This is a genomic window from Photorhabdus hainanensis, from assembly GCF_018448965.1.
GTDB lineage: Bacteria > Pseudomonadota > Gammaproteobacteria > Enterobacterales > Enterobacteriaceae > Photorhabdus > Photorhabdus akhurstii.
The window spans coordinates 133,194-150,914 of sequence record NZ_RCWD01000005.1; the positions used below are offsets into that span (position 1 = coordinate 133,194).

Here is a 17,721-nt window from a genome sequence, read left to right on the forward strand (position 1 = left end):
ATACGATTAAAGTAAAAAGTTATTAATTAGCCAGGGGGTAATTATGTTATATATCTTCGATATGGGTAATGTGATTATTGAGATTGATTTTAAAAGGGTTTTAGCTGTATGGAGTAATTTGAGCGGGACGCCTCTTGCGACTTTGACTAAAAGTTTCTCTATGGGAGAAACGTTTGAAAAACATGAGCGTGGTCAAATTACTGATCTGGAATTCGCTGATACTTTATGTCAGGAAATGAATATTTCACTCAGTTTTGAGCAGTTTGCCACGGGATGGCACGCTATCTTTATTGATATTCGGCCTGAAATCATTCAAATAATGAAGAAATTACGTGAAGCGGGACACCGGGTTGTGGTGTTATCCAACACCAACCGTTTACACCTGGATTACTGGCCGCATAATTATCCGGAGATTGCGGCGTCCGCTGATTATCTCTATTTGTCGCAGGATCTGGCAATGCGTAAGCCGGAACCTGATATTTTCAAATATGTGCTTGAGACAGAAGGTTTTTCACCGGATCAGGCCGTGTTTTTTGACGATGTGCTGGAAAATGTGGAAGCAGCCAGGGCGTTAGGGATCAATAGCGTTCATGTGGTTGATAGGCAGACCGTGCCGGATTATTTCGAAGCAAGCGGTTTCTCTGAACAACAAAATGAAGGATTGAATGGATAATGTAGTGTGCTGATGCGACTATCTAAATAAAGGAAAAATATGATCGCGTTAATCCAGCGGGTAACACAGGCAAATGTTGTTGTTAAGAACGAAGTCGTTGGGGAAATTGGTCACGGCCTGCTGGTGTTGCTAGGCGTTGAGAAAGGAGATGATCAACAGAAAGCAAAACGGTTGTGTGAGAAGGTGATAGGGTATCGGGTATTCAGTGATGAACAGGACAAAATGAACTTGAACATCCAACAAATCGGAGGCAGTTTGCTGGTTGTCTCCCAGTTTACACTGGCTGCCGATACTCAAAAGGGCATGCGCCCCAGTTTTTCTGGCGGCGCCGCCCCAGATAAGGCCGATGAATTATATCGCTATTTTGTTGAACAATGCCGCCAAAGTGGTGTAAAAACAGAAATCGGGCGGTTTGCTGCCGATATGAAAGTCAGCCTGACAAACGATGGGCCAGTCACTTTCTGGTTGCAGGTCTAGCAACCAAAAATAGCCAGTAGAACGCAACCATCCCCGATTAAACATCATGAGCAAAAGAAAGGGGCAGTTTCTATGTATCATCTGCGAGTACCTGAAACAGAACAAGAACTGGAAGCATATTATCGATTTCGTTGGGAAATGTTGCGTAAACCATTGCATCAGCCTGTAGGTTCTGAGAAAGATGGTTATGACACGATGGCTCATCACCAGATGGTGGTGGATGAGAAAGGTAACCCAGTGGCGGTAGGGCGTTTATATATCAATGCGGATAGTGAAGGGGCAATCCGCTTTTTGGCAGTGCATCCCAACGTGCAAGGCAGAGGGTTAGGAAAATTAATCGCAATGGCTCTGGAATCTGTTGCCCGTCAGGAGGGTGTTAAACGGGTCGTGTGCAGTGCTCGTGAACATGCGGTGGAGTTTTTCAGTAAATTGGGGTTTGAAAACCGTGGGCCAATTACTAGCCCGCAAACAACTCCGGTTCGCCATTTTCTGATGATAAAGCCGGTCGCGACACTGGATGATATTCTTCATCGGCCAGATTGGTGCAACGAATTGCAACAGGCTTGGTACAAACATATTCCCCTCAGTGAAAAAATGGGGGTACGAATTTCTCAATATACTGGTCAGAGTTTTATTACCACCATGCCGGAAGCTGGGAATCAGAATCCTCACCAAACTATCTTTGCCGGCAGCCTGTTTTCTCTGGCAACCTTGACCGGTTGGGGATTGATCTGGTTGTTGTTACAGGAACGTCAACTAGGTGGTGATATCATTTTGGCTGATGCCGATATCCGTTACAAAAAACCGGTTGTCGGCAGGCCAAAATCTGTTGCGGATCTTAAAAATATGAGCGGTGATTTGGCTCGTTTGGCGCAAGGCAGTAAAGCGAGAGTGAAGTTGGATGTGATTGTCAGCGGTGATCAGGGAATCGGTGCGGTATTTACTGGCACCTATATGGTATTGCCGAATGCTTATACGGCTATCGCTTAGATTTGACAGTGGCATGAGATATGCCACTGGTAGCAATAATAAAAGTCGCTTTTATGAAATTAAGCTTCGTTGAGTACACGCAGCATAAAGTCGTCTAATTTAGTGCGGAAATTGTCTATATTACTCCATTGATATTGCGCATGTTCGGGAGAAAGTTTAACTTCACCTGTGCATTTGACATTAAAATTTACTTGGAGGCATCGAGTCTCCTTAATAGAATATTCCACTGCGCTGAGAAAACTAATAACATCATCAAGCAGTAGTCCGGTCTCTTCTTCTATTTCACGAGATAGTGCTTGTAATAGATTTTCTCCTTTTTCTACACCGCCGGAAGGAATTTCCCAGAGATTTGGCGGTGATTCATCAGGTGCTCGTTGTAAGAACAGAATATTGCCATTTTGATCTCTGATGATGCCGCCGACAACAATACGGTCATAATTTTGCAGCGTGTTTTCAATAGATTCAGGCAGTATATACGTCATTTTTTGTACCTTGTCACAACTTCAATGGGTAAAATTTAATTGCGTTTTTAACATATCAATATTAATACGGTTTTTCGGCTGATATTGATCGGAGATTTTATTAATGGATTGAAACAGAAAATAACCATTATAAGATTGGATCGGGTACATATGTACCCGAATATTCGTTACTATAGCTTAACAACTGGACAGGTTTCACAGTTTGATGTGGATATTTGCCCCTTATTAATAACTTGAGTTTCACTGCCTGACTGTTTATTCGTGGCAGTCAATGAACCATCGATAGTACTTTTAATATCGTCAGCAGCAAGATCTCCCTGTATTAACAGCGTGAAATTGCCTTTACCCTGTAATTTCAACGGCACCCACCGCCATTGAGGCAAAATAGCTAAATCTGCGTCTATCCCCCGGAAATCCAAAGTAAATGGCTTCTGTACCAGTTGATCTACTGTGCCTTTTATTTTCAGCAATCCATCATCGGTAGAAGCGTCTAATTGGTCGATGATCAGTTTATTTCCCTCTGTGTGTAATTTAAGGTAAGGGCGACGTAATTCAACTTTGTTAAATGTTGCGCTGGTGGCATTTAGATTTGAAGAACCACGCCAGATCCCCCATTTCCCTTCTTTTAGTAACTCCATGTCATAGATATAACCGCTGAGAGCGGTAAGCTGGAATGGAAAATCGGGGTTAATATCAATCAACAAGCTGTTGTTAATCGTCAGCTCGTTAATGGAAAATCCGGATATCCATTTAGGCAACGATTCTTTCAGCAACTGATGCCAGTTTTGCGGCAAGGTATAAGTTAAACCGGCGACCGTTGCATTGGCGATGTTGAATTGCTTTGTTTGGTGATTCCATTGCCCTTTGACGTGGAATAATCCCTTTTCCCAACGGGAAGTGAGATTGGAAATAGTGAGTTCATTGCCTGCGAGAAGAAGGTGACCAATAACATCGGTGAAATGGAGATCATTTAGCGTCGTATCCATGACATTGAAATCAATGATGCCCTCTTTTGCCTGCCAGCGTCCGTTAGCCAAACCGACATTTTTGACTGAGGCATCCAGATAGTTAGCAGACCAGTTTTTACCTTCCAACTTAGCATTCGTCAGGCTGAGATCTTTGATGCTGACTGCGGGTAATTTATTCGCTTTTAGCAATAACTCTTCAAGTGTCATTGGCGTTTGCCAACGAATATTGCTGATAAGTAAATTGTCCCACTGCCAGCTGCCATCAGGCTGACGTTGCCCATTACCCGATATCGAACCTTGTGCCAATGTTGCACCAAATGAACGGATAGTCAGGGTATTCTGTGGGTTATCTCCTCGCATAATGACTTTTTCAAGAGAAATATCATTGAAATTCAGTTTGTCAGCACTGAATTGGAATTCCCCATTCCCTGTCAGCTTATTTGATTGTGGGTTCCAGGGGGTGATGCCGCCGGTGATATTTTGTCCTTGAATTTTCCCGTCTGCATTTTCTGACTGAATAGTCATCTGATTAAGTTGCAGAATATTGGCGCTAAAAGGGATGGATTGTGGCTGGTCTTTGATCGTTAATTGGCCCTGTTGTAATAACAGACGCTGAAAATGGCGCGGGGAAGTGAGTTGCCGCCAGTTGAAATCGAATGCGACAACTTGAGCCGCTAAAATGAAAGTCTGTTGCTGGTTGCTAATGGCAATATTGGAAAATGCCAAAGTGCCCGGTTGTGACCAGTTATGTTCGATATTGCCGATTTGAACCTGATAACGGCTGTGGTGACTCAGCCATTGACTGAGCTGATGCGCTCCCCAGTTTGTCTGCATCACGACATAAACAGCGATTACCGCCAGGATTAGCAGTAATAACAGAGTAACCAGCGATTTTCTTAACCATCTCATCATCAGACTCCAATTTAATCGGCTTATAGCTTCCTTTTATGCCGTAATTTTGGCGTTCACTCAAGAGATGGTGAATAAAAGTTATGAGCGAGGAGAAATTATTATTTGTAACATTTGTATAATTTAACAATAGAAATACCAATAAGTCACTATGCTGGTTGTTATTTCTAATAATTTCAGGGTATGAAATGAGGGGAATAGTAAATTATTTGTTATCGTTTTATTCTATTAAAATAAACTTAAGAGATTAATCTTTATTTAATTGTATTTTAATTTTCATGCTAAGTTTTTCTTATTAGTAACTTATAGTGTTTGTATGAATTTGTTAATAATTATATTGTGTGATTAATATAGTAATTAAATCTATATTTTCTTTCATGGCAATATAGCCAATGACATCTGAATGAATTAATGTATTAATGGATGGCTATAAATGGAATAATGATGTTTTTTCGTCATTCCTTTCTATTCCTTTCTCAATTTGATTGATGCTTGAAATAACACTGCATAGTTTATTTTCACCCATCTTCCGGCAAATAAGTAATGTAAGGAATTTTCTATGTCAGAAAACATGAAACAAAAATCGTCGAATGAAGGTAGTATCCGCACAACCCGCCCACTTACAGGAAAGGAATTTCTGGATGGGCTAAACGATGGTCGGGAAGTCTGGGCTTATGGTGAACGCATTCAGAATGTCGCCAACCATCCTGCTTTCCAAAATCCATCCCGCGCTATTGCGAAACTTTACGATGCTTTGCATGATCCTGCTCATCGTGATGTACTGACTACGGCTACAGATACGGGGAGTGTTGGTGTGACACATCCCTTTTTCCGTATACCGCACTCGCAGCAGGATTTAATTGCTGATCGTGATGCTATCGCCGCTTGGGCCCGCATGAGTTATGGTTGGTTGGGTAGGAGTCCTGATTATAAGGCTTCGTTTCTTACCTCACTCGGTGTAAGACCGGATATTTATGGTGATTTTGCTGATAATGCAAAAAACTGGTATATCCGCTCACAGGAGAACGTGTATTACTGGAATCACTCGATTATTAATCCACCAATAGATCGTCATTTATCACCCGATGAAATTGGTGATATTTGTGTTCATGTTGAAAAAGAGTGTGATGATGGATTAATTGTCAGCGGCGCTAAAGTTGTTGCCACGGGATCGGCGATGTGTCATTACAACTTTATTGGTCATTATGGCTTACCAATCAAGAAACGGGAATTTGCATTGGTCTTTACTGTGCCGATGAATTCGCCAGGAGTGAAATTAATTTGTCGTCCCTCTTACTCAATGGCGGCAGATAAAATGGGCAGTCCTTTTGATTATCCGCTCTCATCCCGATTTGATGAGAACGATACGATAATGATTCTGGATAAAGTGAAGGTTCCTTGGGAAAACGTATTTATCTATGGAGATATAGATAAAGTTTCGTTATTTTTTGCTGAATCGGGTTTTTTCCATCGGGCTATGTTGCATGGTGTGACCCGATTGGCGGTTAAACTTGATTTTATTTCTGGATTGCTCCTTAAGGGTGTTGAAGCTACAGGTACGAAGGATTTTCGTGGCGTGCAAACCCGGGTTGGTGAAGTATTGTCATGGCGTAATCTATTTTGGGCGCTCAGTGATGCGATGATTAAATCTCCGGAGCCTTGGGGTGAAGATGCCCTATTGCCTCGGTACGAGTATGGGATAGCTTATCGTTGGTTTATGACGCAGGGTTACCCGAGGGTAAAAGAAATTATTGAACAAGATCTGGGCAGCGCCTTGATTTATGTTAACTCTCATGCCCGCGATTTTTCCAACCCGGAACTGTCTCCTTATCTTGATAAATACATGCGTGGCTCCAATGGTTACAGCGCAGTTGAGCGAGTCAAGCTCATGAAACTAATTTGGGACTCTATTGGTACGGAATTCGCTAACAGGCATGAATTATATGAGCTAAATTATGCCGGCAACCACGAAATCACCAGACTCGATGTATTATGGGCTTCTCAAGCCTCGGGCTTAGTGGATCAATTGAAAGGATTTGCTGAACAGTGTATGAGTGAATACGATCTTGATGGTTGGGTTGGTAACGATTTTATTTGGCCTTCCAACCGCTAGGAGATAAACCATCATCACGCGCGATGGTGATTTATACGTGCGTGATGAGTTGATGATGTGTAATTCGATATCGGATTTTAAAAAGATTATTTTTCCTGAGGAAACACCAGATTAAGAGTGATCGCTGTCAAACCACCGGCGGCAATACCGGAAGAGAGTAACGTTTTCAGCCAGTCTGGAGCGAACTGTAAAATTAGCGGTTGTTGGGCGACGCCCATACCAACCGCTAAAGATAGCGCGATAATCATAATTGCCCGGCGGTTAAGTGCCTCTCTGGAAACGATACGGACACCAGACGCGGCAATCGTACCGAACATCACGATAGTGGCGCCGCCCAATACCGGTTCAGGGATCTGTTGCACAAATCCTGCCACCGCAGGAAATAGACCCAACAGCGTCAACATCAGCGCCACGGCATAACCTACACGACGGCTGGCGACGCCGGTTAATTGGATAACCCCGTTATTCTGCCCAAAACAAGAATTTGGGAAGGTATTAAATACGGCGGAAAGCATAGAATTTAGCCCATTAGCTAAAACACCGCCTTTAATACGCTTCATATATAGAGGGCCGCTGACCGGTTGCTCGGAAACATCAGACGTCGCGGTAATATCGCCGATGGTTTCCAGTGAAGTCACCATAAAAATCAGCATCAACGGGATAAGCAGATTCCAGTCAAAGGAAAGACCATAATAGAGTGGCGCGGGAATAGTCATAAGTGAACTATTTTCCTGTACCGTTGCTGGCGGCAGCATACCCATTAGCCAGGCGACAACATAACCGACCGCCATTGCAATCACCAGAGAAGCGACACGCAGATAAGGATTACGCTGGCGGTTCAACAAAACAATGACCGCCAACACAACACCAGCCAGAAACAGATTCTTTGGAGAACCAAAAGTGTGATCTTCAATAGCAGAGAATCCACCGCCGATAGAGGTCAGCCCAACCTGAATTAGAGACAAACCGATAATCATCACCACAACACCGGAAACCAACGGGGTGATAATTCTCCGGGCCAGATGCAATACGCGGGATAACAGAATTTCGGTAACGGATGCCGCCATCAGAGTACCGAATAACGCTGCCATCATGGTAGGAATGTCTGCCCCGCCATTTTTGAGCGCCAGCCCGCCCATAATCAGTGGGGAAACAAAGTTAAAACTGGTCCCTTGGATGGAAAGCAAACCAGAACCGACAGGCCCCCAAGTTCGGATCTGGATTAATGATGCCAATCCTGAAGCAAACAGAGACATACTGATAATCCGCTGCGTATCGTGAGCAGGCAACCCTAGCGCTTGGCAGATCAAAATTGCTGGCGTGATGACCGCGACAAACATTGCCAGTAAATGCTGACAGGCAGCAAACAACGTTTGTGGCAACGGTGGTCGATCTTCTAAGCGATAAATCAATTCACTAACTGGTTTGTTCGGGGGGACTGTTGCCGCTTGTTCAGGGGATGAGCTGAGCATGGTGTGAAATTCCGGACTGACAAAGAACGCATTTTAATGATCAAGCGTGTAAAAGCAATCGTTTGCTTAAAAATCCTGTCACTTATCATGATTCGCTCTGGTCACATTTTTATATGTTTTAACTTGTGTTTGTTGCAGATTTTTTTTCTAATCCAGCGTTGCCTGCTTTTGGCGTTCTCTAAAGGATGAGTATAACGTCGTAATAACTTACATAATTTTAACAATATAGCTGGGGTACATAGATGTATCATCTTGATGTTTATGGCACGCTCGTGGCGTCCGCATTAGTACTATTACTTGGGCGCAAACTTGTACAATCGGTCCCATTTCTTGAAAAATACACCATTCCTGAACCTGTCGCGGGTGGCCTGTTAGTTGCTCTGATTCTTTTAGTCGTTCAACAGACAACAGGCTGGGAAATCAACTTTGATTTGTCTCTTAAAGACCCTTTGATGTTAACTTTCTTCGCCACTATCGGCTTGAATGCCAACCTTTCCAGCTTGAAAGCGGGTGGTAGGGTTCTGTTCACGTTTGTCTTCGTCGTTGTTGGCTTGCTGCTGGTTCAGAACACGGTGGGTATCGCTCTGGCTGAACTGTTAGGTCTGGACCCATTAATGGGCTTACTGGCGGGTTCTGTTACGCTGTCTGGCGGTCACGGTACAGGCGCCGCTTGGGGTAAGCTGTTTAGTGAGCGTTATGGTTTTGAAAATGCGACAGAAGTGGCAATGGCTTGCGCGACTTTCGGTTTAGTTCTGGGTGGTTTGATTGGTGGCCCGGTCGCGCGTTTCTTGGTGAGAAATACAAAAACTCCAGGATTAAGGGCCGATGATACCGAAGTGCCGACAGCATTTGAAAAACCTTATACCGGGCGGATGATCACCGCATTAGTGATGCTGGAAACGATCGCACTGATTGCTATCTGTTTGATGGCCGGTAATTTTGTGGCTGAGCTTTTGCAAGGTACATGGTTTGAACTACCGACGTTCGTCTGTGTGTTATTTATCGGGGTTATTCTCAGTAACAGTCTGTCGGTGCTAGGTTTTTACCGAGTTTTTGACCGAGCGGTGTCTGTACTGGGTAACGTGAGCCTTTCCCTGTTTCTGGCAATGGCGTTAATGAGCCTGAAATTGTGGCAGATGGCATCGCTGGCATTACCGATGCTGGTCATTCTCACCATTCAATCCATTGTCATGGCGTTATATGCAATTTTTGTCACCTATCGGGTGATGGGTAAAAACTATGATGCAGCGGTTCTGGCGGCGGGTCACTGTGGTTTCGGTTTAGGAGCGACACCTACCGCTATTGCGAACATGCAGGCGATTACCGATCGCTTTGGGCCATCCCATGTGGCGTTTCTGGTGGTGCCGATGGTTGGGGCATTCTTTATCGATATCGTTAACGCGATTGTGATTAAACTCTATCTGCTACTGCCGGTATTCCCTGCTGTGTAGGGATAAATTAGCAAGGTACTGCGCCAGCTATGTAGTTGGTGCAGTATTGTCTTTGTGTTCTTTGATCATTATTTATTTTTAGCGTCAAAACGACAATACAACGCAATATATTCGCAACTAGGCGGCCACCAAAGGCCGCGCGTGTTCCAATTTGTCAGCCAAAACTTCATTATGTTGAGCCAGCCACATGTCATTGATGAACTGGAGGTTAAGCCAAAACTCCGGTGTGGTTCCCAAAACCTTTGCCAGCAAAAAGGCTGTTTCCGCAGTCACTCCACGCCGACCACCGCACAGCTCATTGACGATCTTCCGGCCTACGCCCATAGCTTTTGCCAGTTCGCCCTGGGTGATACCCAAGGGTTCCAGAAATTCTTCTTTGAGCATAGCGCCCACACTGGTAGGTTGATGCGCGGGAATTTTTAGTGCTTCAGTCATAGTTTCACCTCTTACCTTTCTGTCTAATTATGGGTATTCCTCAGCGCTTTCATCATTAAACATGATGCGGGTGCTGTACTGGCGTAAACAGGCGCGTTAGACGAGTTAAATCTATTTCCTGTTTAGCTTGTGCCAGGCTATGCGCTTCCTGGAGTCTCAGCCACATTTCCGGCGTACTGCCGATCACGTTGGCTAAACGCACCGCCATTCTTGGCGTTACCGCTGCGCTACCTTCAACCACACGCCCAATAGTTGACGGAGAGACATCAAGCGCACGCGCAAGCACTCTAAGACTAATATTTAAATGTTTCATCTCGTCAGAGATGTAGCGCCCCGGATGGGGCGGCATATGTTTAGTCATTAATGATAGTCCTCATAGTTCAGTATATAAACATCACCATCGTTAAATTCGAAAGTTAACCGCCAGTTCGACGATACGCTTACCGCCCAAATGCCCTTTCGATCTCCCGTAAGGGGGTGCAGTTGAAAACTCGGTAAACTCAAATCATTCAGGCCGCTTGCTAAATCTAATGCATTTAACAGTAGGTCTAATCTGTTAGCGTGGTGCGCAACAATTCCCGCCGTGGTTCCCTTCTCATAATACTTCCGTAACCCTTTATGCTTCCAACTTTTAATCATTGTTTGCGCCCTATTGTGTTACGAGAGGCATTATAACGCATGTCGAGTGTCGCGCAACAATCTTTTTTGCGTAAAGCCGCCTTTGTCGAATTCGTCGAAATATTGGCGAGATTTGCCATGACGCAGTGGATAGAAAAATACGTATCCCCAAAGCGTGTTTTAAAAGACTTAATTCTTAAGATTCTATATATACTCAAGATACTTCAAAGTGCATGTTTGAAAAACGATTATGTTGTTGAATTTAAATGTTTTTATGTCTGACGGCTCAAGCATCTTGAAGTTCATTCGGTATATGATAATAATAATAGTTTCCACAAAACATATCATAGGTGTTAAATATTTATTTCCTCCCTTATATTTATCCGAAAATTAACCAATATTAAAAAATTATATCTAATTCATCACTAACGTATTAATATAAATAACGTTTCATAATTCTGCTGCACGTGGTCTTACTAACCAATCGTTATATATAGAACTATGAGTGATGTGATATTTTGGGATTTTATTTATAACAAGAGAAAAACTTTCAGTAATTATTAATTCGTACTAAATAATATATTTCTTCGATAAATAGAGTATTTTGGCCTTTAGCTAAGGATAACAACATGAAAGATAACGCTTTATATGACCCTATTGCACATCTTTACGAGAGCTTTTCAGATGCTACTGACCATATCAAAGTAGAAATCAGAACTATCTTCGATCTGGCAGGGGATATACACGGGAAATCAGTGTTGGATTTAGCCTGTGGATATGGCCTCTTTAGTCGAGAATACAGAAATCGTGGCGCGTCGAAAGTCATTGGAGTCGATATATCAGAAAACATGATAGCGATTGCGAAAAGCAAATCACAACAATACGGTGACGATATCGAATTTCACGTAAGAAATGTCTGCAAGATGGAGTCGGAGTCATTTGGCAAATTTGACATAGTTAATGCAGCCTGGTTATTTTGCCATGCAGAATCTCTTGAAGACCTTGAAACTATGTTCCGTGTCATTGCCGCTCATCTCAAGCCTTCCGGTAAACTAATTGCGTATACCTTTGAACCTGATTATCGATTAGAGAAAGGGAATTATGAGAATTATTGTATAAAAGTTTTGAGTGAAGAGCCGGTGAAAGACACCACTCTCGTGAAAGCTGAATTTCTTACCACACCACCCAGCCCTTTCACTATGTATCGTTGGAGTCGTGAACAATATCAAGCAGCGATCCAAAAGGCAGGGTTCAAACAATTTAAATGGCAAAAACCCATGCTGTTAGAAAGCGATATTGAGGCTCATCCCCCAGGTTTTTGGGATGATTATCAACGAAATTGCCTTGATATAGCTCTTGTTTGTCAGATTTAACAAAATAATCCCCGAGATCTGTTGTCTTTCTTATACAAATCCCCCGATGAAAATCGAGGGATTTTTTTGAATTTCCTTCGTCCTGCAAAACAACTTTTCCTGACCTCCAGCCGGGATTCAGGTTTCTGAGGAAAACGGCGCTCGGATAACTCACTTAAGCCGGGGAAACTCAGCACGCCAAAATAAAGATCCTCACTGCGATCATGACCGGGGGATGGGTGACGATCAAGAATTTCCGTCATAGTCACACGTAACGAAGTTGAATAAGCTTCCGCGACATTCGCCCGCATCGGCGCATAGAATAGAGTTTGATTGCACGAATATGCTCTCTGGCTTTCTTCGTAAACCGGACACTTATCCTTAAGCCTTACCTTCACCTTCAAGTTCATCAACTGTCAACGGTGCAAATACATCATCAATACTGTGCAATTCGCCACGATCAGCTTGTGCAATAGATTCAGCCAGAACGGCTTTTAAATTCTGTAACTTGAGCTGTACGAACTGATCATACTCTTCAGGAGAGATAACCACGGCCACACGTTTACCATGCTTACTAATTTCCACAGGTTCACGCTGAACTTTCGTAAGCAGATCTCCAAACTGGTTCTTAGCCAGTTGTGCGGGAATAATTTCCATACATTACCTACCGCCTAAAATGGCTCGAATAGCTATTATGGTTAAAAATGCATGGAGCTACCAGTAATCAAAATAGCCAACCGCCAACCAAGATGATTTTTGGACCCCGCTCGTCAAGTGAGAGCATTTCTGGCGGGAAAGTCTGGGGAGGTGGTGTTCTGCTCCGTTTGGTGAACGGAGCTTAATGTCCATTAAATGTTGTCCAACCTTTTTTGTCTAGGTGATTGCGCGTTTCCTAGGAAACATGCACAATCAACCCTGTTACTTTCATCACCCTATAAGGAGTGAATCATGAAAAGCATGACCATTGAGCAGCTACGCGCCGCAAGCGATTCCGGCGGCGTGGAAGGTGTGACCCTGAAAGGGCAGGGCGGAACCTTCCTTGTGCAGATCGCAACCCGCAGCGGTGTCGCCGCTTTGCTGGCGAAGGCCCGCAGCCAGGAGCCGCGCCGTTTCGGCAACCCCATTGCCGCCCTGAAAGTGTTGCGCGACGTAGGCATCACCATCGGCCAGTTCGACGCCAGTGAGTGGAACCCGGACGAGAAAGAAGAAACCGCCGGCAATCGTGGCCGGGCCGAGGCAATGCGTAAGGCCCACCAAGCCGCCGCCTACTCGGAGTGGCTGGCCGCCGAGATTCAGGATGCTATCGACGACCCGCGCCCGAATCTTTCACGCGATGAGGTTATGGCCGAGATGGACGCTGATATTGCCGCCTTGGCCGCCGAACACAAGCCCGCCAAAAGGAAGCGCGCTTGAGCGCGGCTGGCTGATTTATGGCGAAAGCAAAGACCCCTTACCGCATCGAGTGGCGACCGAAGGCCCGCGAGGATTTGCGCGCCATTGTTCGATACATAGGCAAAGACAACCCGACCAGGGCGCGCAGCTTCGGTCAGGAGCTACGCGACAAGACTTTGCCGCTTGCGCAGCACCCGGAGCTTGGCCGCACCGGGCGGCCCGGCCTGCCGGATTATGTGCGCGAGCTGGTCGCGCATCGGAACTACATTATTTTTTATCGCGTGCTGGACGAGGCGCGCACCGTCGAAATTTTGCGAGTGAAACACGCGACGCAGCAAACGCCGTGACATGGTGACAGCGGATCTCCCAGCAGGAGATGGAGAGCGTAAAAAAGCGCCCCAGACTTTTTTATGCTCTCAATTAAAAGGGGTAGTGGCCGGGTAGCTGCGATAACTGCCAACAAATGCAGGGCTGGCGTAGCCCCGCATTTACTATTGCTTAATGCTTTAAGATGACCTGCGACATTTCGTCACACAGACGATATCCGCAGCTTTTAACTTGCTCTTTGCTACCGTTGTCACTGACTTTGTAATATTGTCCGTGAATCATAATCGTCTAATAGATCATTCTGAATGTCGATAATGAATGGGTATTGCTCTCTCGATTTAGTTAATCTATTAAGTATTATTTTGTTATTGCAGACCATTAACCAATGACTGAGAAAAATATAATAATTCAACCTATGGAGTATTCACTTGAAATTTTATCACTCCCGCTCTCTACGAAATAGTTTTTAATGTAAATCCTAAAAAACCAAAGTAACTCATTTCTTTATAAATAGAAAATATATTACGCCTCTTTTGGTGATTTTTATTCTTTGCTTTACAGATAATACTTAGTAGATTAAGTTACATGTATGCGTATTAATAAAAGTAGCAATAAGGATGTACATTCCCCCTAAATTCTGTTGCCCAAGTCTCATAATTTTAATTTTTACGCTTTATCGATAAAAATAATCTAAAACCAACTACCAAAAAATCAATTTAGTATTAACCTATAATTGTCAGTCGATAATTTTTTCTATTATCTTCTTCATCAAAGAATAGTTAGTACTAAATTGCAGTAGAAATTCAGCTTAACCCGCAAGGGATAGGTTTTATGGCATAGATTCCCCTGTGGGTAAAAAGGTTAATCCGATATCACCATCATTAGGAGAATAATATGAATCAAAATAACGAACCCTCACCAAACATGGATGCCGAAGGTAATCCTATCAAGCAATATTGGCAACCGGACAGGAGTAGCGCCTCTGAGAATAATACTTCTATCGCTTCTACCAGAGGGGCAACCGCCATGTTATTACCAAGTGGCAGAGTGATAGCTTGGGGAAATGACCCTAGTAGTCAAATCCCGTCCGATATTGCCCAATTACAAGATATCGTTAGCCTAAGTGCAACAGATGATGCTTTCGCGGCTCTGCGGAAAAACCGTAGCGTGGTTGCCTGGGGAAATGAAAACGAAGGTAATGGTGGTGAAATTCCGCCAGAAATTGCCCAATTGACGGATATTGTCAGCCTGAAAGCAACAAGCTCTGCTTTCGTGGCCCTTCGGGCAAACGGTAGCATAGTTGCCTGGGGAGATGAATTTTATGGCGGTAAAATACCTGATGAAATTGCCCAATTGCAGGATATTACCAGCCTGAGTTCAACAATAAGCGCATTTACTGCCCTGCGGGCAAATCGCAGCGTGGTCGCTTGGGGAATTAAAAATTGGGGCGGTCAAGTTCCGCCAGAGATAGCTAAATTGCAGGATATTGTCAGTATCAGTGCAATAGTTTCTGCTTTCGCAGCTCTACGGTCGAACCGCAGTGTTGTCGCTTGGGGGTTCAAGAACTCAGGTACTCAAATCCCGCCAGAAATAGCTCAATTGCGGGATATTGTCAGTCTAAGCGCCACAAATTTTGCTTTTGCCGCCCTACGGGCAAATCACAGTGTCGTCGCTTGGGGTAATCCATCTTCGGGTGGCAGTATTCCGCCGGAAATTGCCCAATTACAGGATATCGTCAGTCTGTGTACAACATCGAGCGCTTTCGCAGCCCTGCGGGCAAACCGCAGTGTGGTCGTCTGGGGAGGTAATGATATCAAAACCCCGCCAGAAATTGCCGCATTGCAGGATATTGTCAGTATAAGCGCGACAGAAACCGCATTTGCAGCTCTACGGATGGACGGCAGTGTAGTCGCTTGGGGATATGGCAATTATTCAGACAATGATCACGGTAATCAAGGCAATCAAGTCCCACTTGGGATAGCTCGGTTACGAGATATCGTTAGCCTAAGCGCATCAAGAAACTCATTTACAGTCTTGAGAGCCGATGGTCAGAGAGTTGGTTGGGGATCGGCTAATGATAATAAATTGCATAATGAATATGACAATTAATTAATCCATTAAGCAGAGGTTTTACGGTACAGACTCCCTGTGAGTAAGGTAAATCCGATATAACCTTATTAGGATAATAATATGAAACAAAATAACGAGTTCTCATCAAACAACCTATACCAGCAATTTAGAGGTGGGGTATATATTCACTCTGACAGCAATAGCTCCATCACCTCTTCTTACGATTCAACCGTCATGTTATTGCCAAATGGCAGAGTGATTACTTGGGGATATGGTTACTCTGTACCGCCAGAAATTGCCCAATTACGGGATATCGTCAACCTAAGTGCAACAAATTATGCATTCTCTGGCCTGCGGGCAGACCGTAGCGTGGTTGCTTGGGGAAGTCAGAGGTATGGCGGCCAAGTTCCGGATGATATTGCCCGATTACAGGATATCGTCAGCCTGAGTGCAACAAGTAGTGCTTTCGCAGCTCTGCGGGCAAACCGTAGCGTGGTCGCTTGGGGAGATCAGAGCGATGGCGGCCGAGTCCCGTACGACATTGCCCGATTACAGGATATTGTCAGCCTAAGTGCAACAACAGATGGTGCTTTCGCGGCTATTCGGGCGAACGGTAGCGTGGTCGCTTGGGGAGATCAGAGCTATGGCGGCCAAGTCCCATCTGAAATGGCCCAATTACAGGATATTATCAGTCTGAGTTCAATAGGTAATAATTTCATTGCCCGGAGAGCAAACTTCCGTATAGCCACATGGGGTAGCTATCCTATGCCCCCTGAAATTGCAAAATGGCAGGATATTGTCAGCATAAGTGCAAGCGATTTCGCGTCCGCAGCCCTGCGTGCGAACGGTAGCGTGGTTGCTTGGGGAGATGAACGTTATGGCAGCCAAGTTCCGCCAGAGATTGCCACATTACGGGATCTTGTCAGTCTAAATGCAACAGGCAATACATTTGCTGCTCTGAGGGCAGACCGCAGTGTGGTCTCTTGGGGTAATATCAGCATCCCACCCGAAATTGCCAAATTAAAGGATATCATCAGCTTACATTCAATAATAGGCTCATATCCAATAAACGGCTCATTCGCAGCCCTACGAGCAGACCGCAGCGTGGTCTCTTGGGGTGGTATTGGTAATGCCCCGTCTGAGATCGCTAAATTAAAGGATATTGTCAGCCTGAGTGCAGCAAAGAATGCTTTTGTTGCCCTACGTGCGAATGGTAGCGTGGTTACTTGGGGATACCAAGTGGACGATTATGGGAGCAAAATCTCTGGCTCTAACGTCCAGGTTCCTCCCGGAATAGCCCGATTACAAGATATCGTTAGCCTAAGTGCATCAAAAAATGTATTCGCAGCTTTACGGAGGAATGGTCAGATGGTGGCCTGGAATACTAATAACGATAATATAGTACACAGTGAATATGATGATTAATCCACTGTCATTATAAATTACTAAAAACCCTAAAACCAAGGCTGAGCTATAATACCTCGGTTCAGCCTATCGTTTATTTAATTTGAAATATTAGCTTTCCCGCTCTTGTTATTACCAAACTAACTCACTTTTTTATAAACAGAAAAAATATTACGTCATCTTTGGAGATTTTTATTCTTTGCTTTACGGTTAATGCTTAGTAGATTAAATTACATATTTACGTATTAATAAAATTAGCCATAAAAATGTACATCTTTATTAAATTCTGTTGCTCAAACCTCATAATTTTAACTTTTACTCCTTATCGATAAAAATAATCTAAAACCAACCACCAAAAAACAATTTAATATTAACCTATAGGTATCAAGCGATAATTTTTTCTATTATCTTATTCATCAAATATTGGGACTAAGCACCTAGTCTGGAAATGCTGGCAGAGGAAGTTGATAAAACAACTGATTAATTATAAAGAGGCTGGAGATATCTTTATCAATCAAGCAGAAAAACAAGCGTTAGGGGAAAAAGCAGCAATCCGTTGAATATAAATAGTTCAGGAATGGAGATTCC

General features: G+C 44.0%; 18 protein-coding genes. 10 read left to right on the forward strand and 8 right to left on the reverse strand.

Annotated elements, in window-relative coordinates; genetic code table 11:
- The first annotated feature begins 43 nt into the window (after positions 1-43).
- The 3 genes from yihX (at position 44) to fabY (ending at position 2,140) form a co-directional block, all read left to right on the forward strand.
- The gene (gene yihX / locus EAE92_RS04920) at positions 44-673 is read left to right on the forward strand and encodes a glucose-1-phosphatase (RefSeq protein WP_214067251.1); all 630 of its coding nucleotides are present in this window, start codon (positions 44-46) and stop codon (positions 671-673) included.
- A gap of 39 nt (positions 674-712) precedes the next feature.
- The gene (dtd, locus tag EAE92_RS04925; RefSeq protein ID WP_214067252.1) at positions 713-1,150 is read left to right on the forward strand and encodes a D-aminoacyl-tRNA deacylase; all 438 of its coding nucleotides are present in this window, start codon (positions 713-715) and stop codon (positions 1,148-1,150) included.
- A gap of 72 nt (positions 1,151-1,222) precedes the next feature.
- Entirely contained in the window at positions 1,223-2,140 is a 918-nt protein-coding gene (gene fabY, locus EAE92_RS04930; RefSeq protein WP_046394769.1) for a fatty acid biosynthesis protein FabY, read from the forward strand.
- 59 nt (positions 2,141-2,199) lie between these two features.
- On the opposite strand, the gene EAE92_RS04935 is transcribed toward fabY, so the two are convergent.
- Together EAE92_RS04935 and EAE92_RS04940 are read right to left on the reverse strand one after the other, a co-directional pair.
- Complete coding sequence (locus EAE92_RS04935; protein ID WP_214067253.1) at positions 2,200-2,622, reverse strand: NUDIX domain-containing protein; 423 nt, start codon at positions 2,620-2,622, stop codon at positions 2,200-2,202.
- Positions 2,623-2,792: 170 nt separating this feature from the next.
- A complete protein-coding gene (locus EAE92_RS04940) occupies positions 2,793-4,502 on the reverse strand; it encodes an AsmA family protein (RefSeq protein ID WP_246545005.1) in 1,710 nt (569 codons plus the stop codon).
- Positions 4,503-5,070: 568 nt separating this feature from the next.
- Between EAE92_RS04940 and EAE92_RS04945 the strand changes: the two genes are divergently transcribed.
- Positions 5,071-6,612, forward strand: a complete 1,542-nt coding sequence (locus EAE92_RS04945) for a 4-hydroxyphenylacetate 3-hydroxylase family protein (protein WP_422616047.1) — start codon at positions 5,071-5,073, stop codon at positions 6,610-6,612.
- An 86-nt stretch (positions 6,613-6,698) separates the two neighbouring features.
- Here EAE92_RS04945 and EAE92_RS04950 read toward each other — a convergent pair whose 3' ends face one another.
- On the reverse strand, positions 6,699-8,084 hold the full coding sequence (locus EAE92_RS04950) for a uracil-xanthine permease family protein (protein WP_046394766.1): 1,386 nt from the start codon (positions 8,082-8,084) through the stop codon (positions 6,699-6,701).
- Between the two features lie 242 nt (positions 8,085-8,326).
- Here EAE92_RS04950 and gltS point away from each other — a divergent pair, with 242 nt between their 5' ends.
- Positions 8,327-9,535 (forward strand): sodium/glutamate symporter, encoded by a 1,209-nt coding sequence (gltS, locus tag EAE92_RS04955; protein WP_214067255.1) that lies wholly within the window; start codon positions 8,327-8,329, stop codon positions 9,533-9,535.
- A 117-nt stretch (positions 9,536-9,652) separates the two neighbouring features.
- Here the strand turns inward: gltS and EAE92_RS04960 are convergent, their stop codons facing one another.
- From EAE92_RS04960 to EAE92_RS04970, 3 genes are read right to left on the reverse strand one after another with little or no spacing between them, the layout of a single operon-like run.
- Positions 9,653-9,970, reverse strand: a complete 318-nt coding sequence (locus tag EAE92_RS04960; RefSeq protein WP_214067256.1) for a HigA family addiction module antitoxin — start codon at positions 9,968-9,970, stop codon at positions 9,653-9,655.
- Positions 9,971-10,025: 55 nt separating this feature from the next.
- Positions 10,026-10,331 carry a HigA family addiction module antitoxin gene (locus EAE92_RS04965; RefSeq protein ID WP_214067257.1) on the reverse strand — a complete coding sequence of 102 codons (306 nt, stop codon included), beginning with the start codon at positions 10,329-10,331 and terminating at the stop codon, positions 10,026-10,028.
- Positions 10,331-10,609: a type II toxin-antitoxin system RelE/ParE family toxin gene (locus EAE92_RS04970; protein WP_214067258.1), complete on the reverse strand. Its 279-nt coding sequence runs from the start codon at positions 10,607-10,609 to the stop codon at positions 10,331-10,333. The genes EAE92_RS04965 and EAE92_RS04970 overlap by 1 nt, the downstream gene beginning before the upstream one ends.
- Positions 10,610-11,217: 608 nt before the next feature.
- On the opposite strand from EAE92_RS04970, the gene EAE92_RS04975 reads away from it, so the two are divergent.
- Positions 11,218-11,961: a class I SAM-dependent DNA methyltransferase gene (locus tag EAE92_RS04975; protein WP_046394763.1), complete on the forward strand. Its 744-nt coding sequence runs from the start codon at positions 11,218-11,220 to the stop codon at positions 11,959-11,961.
- On the opposite strand, the gene EAE92_RS04980 is transcribed toward EAE92_RS04975, so the two are convergent.
- Entirely contained in the window at positions 11,958-12,338 is a 381-nt protein-coding gene (locus tag EAE92_RS04980; protein ID WP_214067259.1) for a hypothetical protein, read from the reverse strand. The two genes, EAE92_RS04975 and EAE92_RS04980, sit on opposite strands and share 4 nt — an antisense overlap.
- Positions 12,322-12,597, reverse strand: coding sequence for a type II toxin-antitoxin system Phd/YefM family antitoxin (locus EAE92_RS04985; protein WP_214067260.1), 276 nt, complete (start codon positions 12,595-12,597; stop codon positions 12,322-12,324). Before EAE92_RS04985 ends, EAE92_RS04980 begins: the two co-directional genes overlap by 17 nt.
- 291 nt (positions 12,598-12,888) lie before the next feature.
- Between EAE92_RS04985 and EAE92_RS04990 the strand changes: the two genes are divergently transcribed.
- The 4 genes from EAE92_RS04990 to EAE92_RS05005 all read left to right on the forward strand — a co-directional run bounded on the left by EAE92_RS04990 (position 12,889) and on the right by EAE92_RS05005 (position 17,154).
- Positions 12,889-13,353 (forward strand): antitoxin PaaA2 family protein, encoded by a 465-nt coding sequence (locus EAE92_RS04990; protein ID WP_214067261.1) that lies wholly within the window; start codon positions 12,889-12,891, stop codon positions 13,351-13,353.
- Between the two features lie 17 nt (positions 13,354-13,370).
- Positions 13,371-13,679: a type II toxin-antitoxin system RelE/ParE family toxin gene (locus EAE92_RS04995; protein WP_036813791.1), complete on the forward strand. Its 309-nt coding sequence runs from the start codon at positions 13,371-13,373 to the stop codon at positions 13,677-13,679.
- Between the two features lie 874 nt (positions 13,680-14,553).
- Complete coding sequence (locus tag EAE92_RS05000; protein WP_214067262.1) at positions 14,554-15,768, forward strand: RCC1 domain-containing protein; 1,215 nt, start codon at positions 14,554-14,556, stop codon at positions 15,766-15,768.
- Between the two features lie 81 nt (positions 15,769-15,849).
- On the forward strand, positions 15,850-17,154 hold the full coding sequence (locus tag EAE92_RS05005; RefSeq protein ID WP_214067263.1) for an RCC1 domain-containing protein: 1,305 nt from the start codon (positions 15,850-15,852) through the stop codon (positions 17,152-17,154).
- Positions 17,155-17,721 lie beyond the last annotated feature (567 nt).

What these genes read in the sequence shown, in the direction of transcription:
- yihX (WP_214067251.1), top strand. Translation starts at nt 44, where the DNA reads ATGTTATATATCTTCGATATGGGTAATGTGATTATTGAGATTGATTTT.
- dtd (WP_214067252.1), top strand. Translation starts at nt 713, where the DNA reads ATGATCGCGTTAATCCAGCGGGTAACACAGGCAAATGTTGTTGTTAAG.
- fabY (WP_046394769.1), top strand. Translation starts at nt 1,223, where the DNA reads ATGTATCATCTGCGAGTACCTGAAACAGAACAAGAACTGGAAGCATAT.
- EAE92_RS04935 (WP_214067253.1), bottom strand. Translation starts at nt 2,622, where the DNA reads ATGACGTATATACTGCCTGAATCTATTGAAAACACGCTGCAAAATTAT.
- EAE92_RS04940 (WP_246545005.1), bottom strand. Translation starts at nt 4,502, where the DNA reads ATGATGAGATGGTTAAGAAAATCGCTGGTTACTCTGTTATTACTGCTA.
- EAE92_RS04945 (WP_422616047.1), top strand. Translation starts at nt 5,071, where the DNA reads ATGAAACAAAAATCGTCGAATGAAGGTAGTATCCGCACAACCCGCCCA.
- EAE92_RS04950 (WP_046394766.1), bottom strand. Translation starts at nt 8,084, where the DNA reads ATGCTCAGCTCATCCCCTGAACAAGCGGCAACAGTCCCCCCGAACAAA.
- gltS (WP_214067255.1), top strand. Translation starts at nt 8,327, where the DNA reads ATGTATCATCTTGATGTTTATGGCACGCTCGTGGCGTCCGCATTAGTA.
- EAE92_RS04960 (WP_214067256.1), bottom strand. Translation starts at nt 9,970, where the DNA reads ATGACTGAAGCACTAAAAATTCCCGCGCATCAACCTACCAGTGTGGGC.
- EAE92_RS04965 (WP_214067257.1), bottom strand. Translation starts at nt 10,331, where the DNA reads ATGACTAAACATATGCCGCCCCATCCGGGGCGCTACATCTCTGACGAG.
- EAE92_RS04970 (WP_214067258.1), bottom strand. Translation starts at nt 10,609, where the DNA reads ATGATTAAAAGTTGGAAGCATAAAGGGTTACGGAAGTATTATGAGAAG.
- EAE92_RS04975 (WP_046394763.1), top strand. Translation starts at nt 11,218, where the DNA reads ATGAAAGATAACGCTTTATATGACCCTATTGCACATCTTTACGAGAGC.
- EAE92_RS04985 (WP_214067260.1), bottom strand. Translation starts at nt 12,597, where the DNA reads ATGGAAATTATTCCCGCACAACTGGCTAAGAACCAGTTTGGAGATCTG.
- EAE92_RS04990 (WP_214067261.1), top strand. Translation starts at nt 12,889, where the DNA reads ATGAAAAGCATGACCATTGAGCAGCTACGCGCCGCAAGCGATTCCGGC.
- EAE92_RS04995 (WP_036813791.1), top strand. Translation starts at nt 13,371, where the DNA reads ATGGCGAAAGCAAAGACCCCTTACCGCATCGAGTGGCGACCGAAGGCC.
- EAE92_RS05000 (WP_214067262.1), top strand. Translation starts at nt 14,554, where the DNA reads ATGAATCAAAATAACGAACCCTCACCAAACATGGATGCCGAAGGTAAT.
- EAE92_RS05005 (WP_214067263.1), top strand. Translation starts at nt 15,850, where the DNA reads ATGAAACAAAATAACGAGTTCTCATCAAACAACCTATACCAGCAATTT.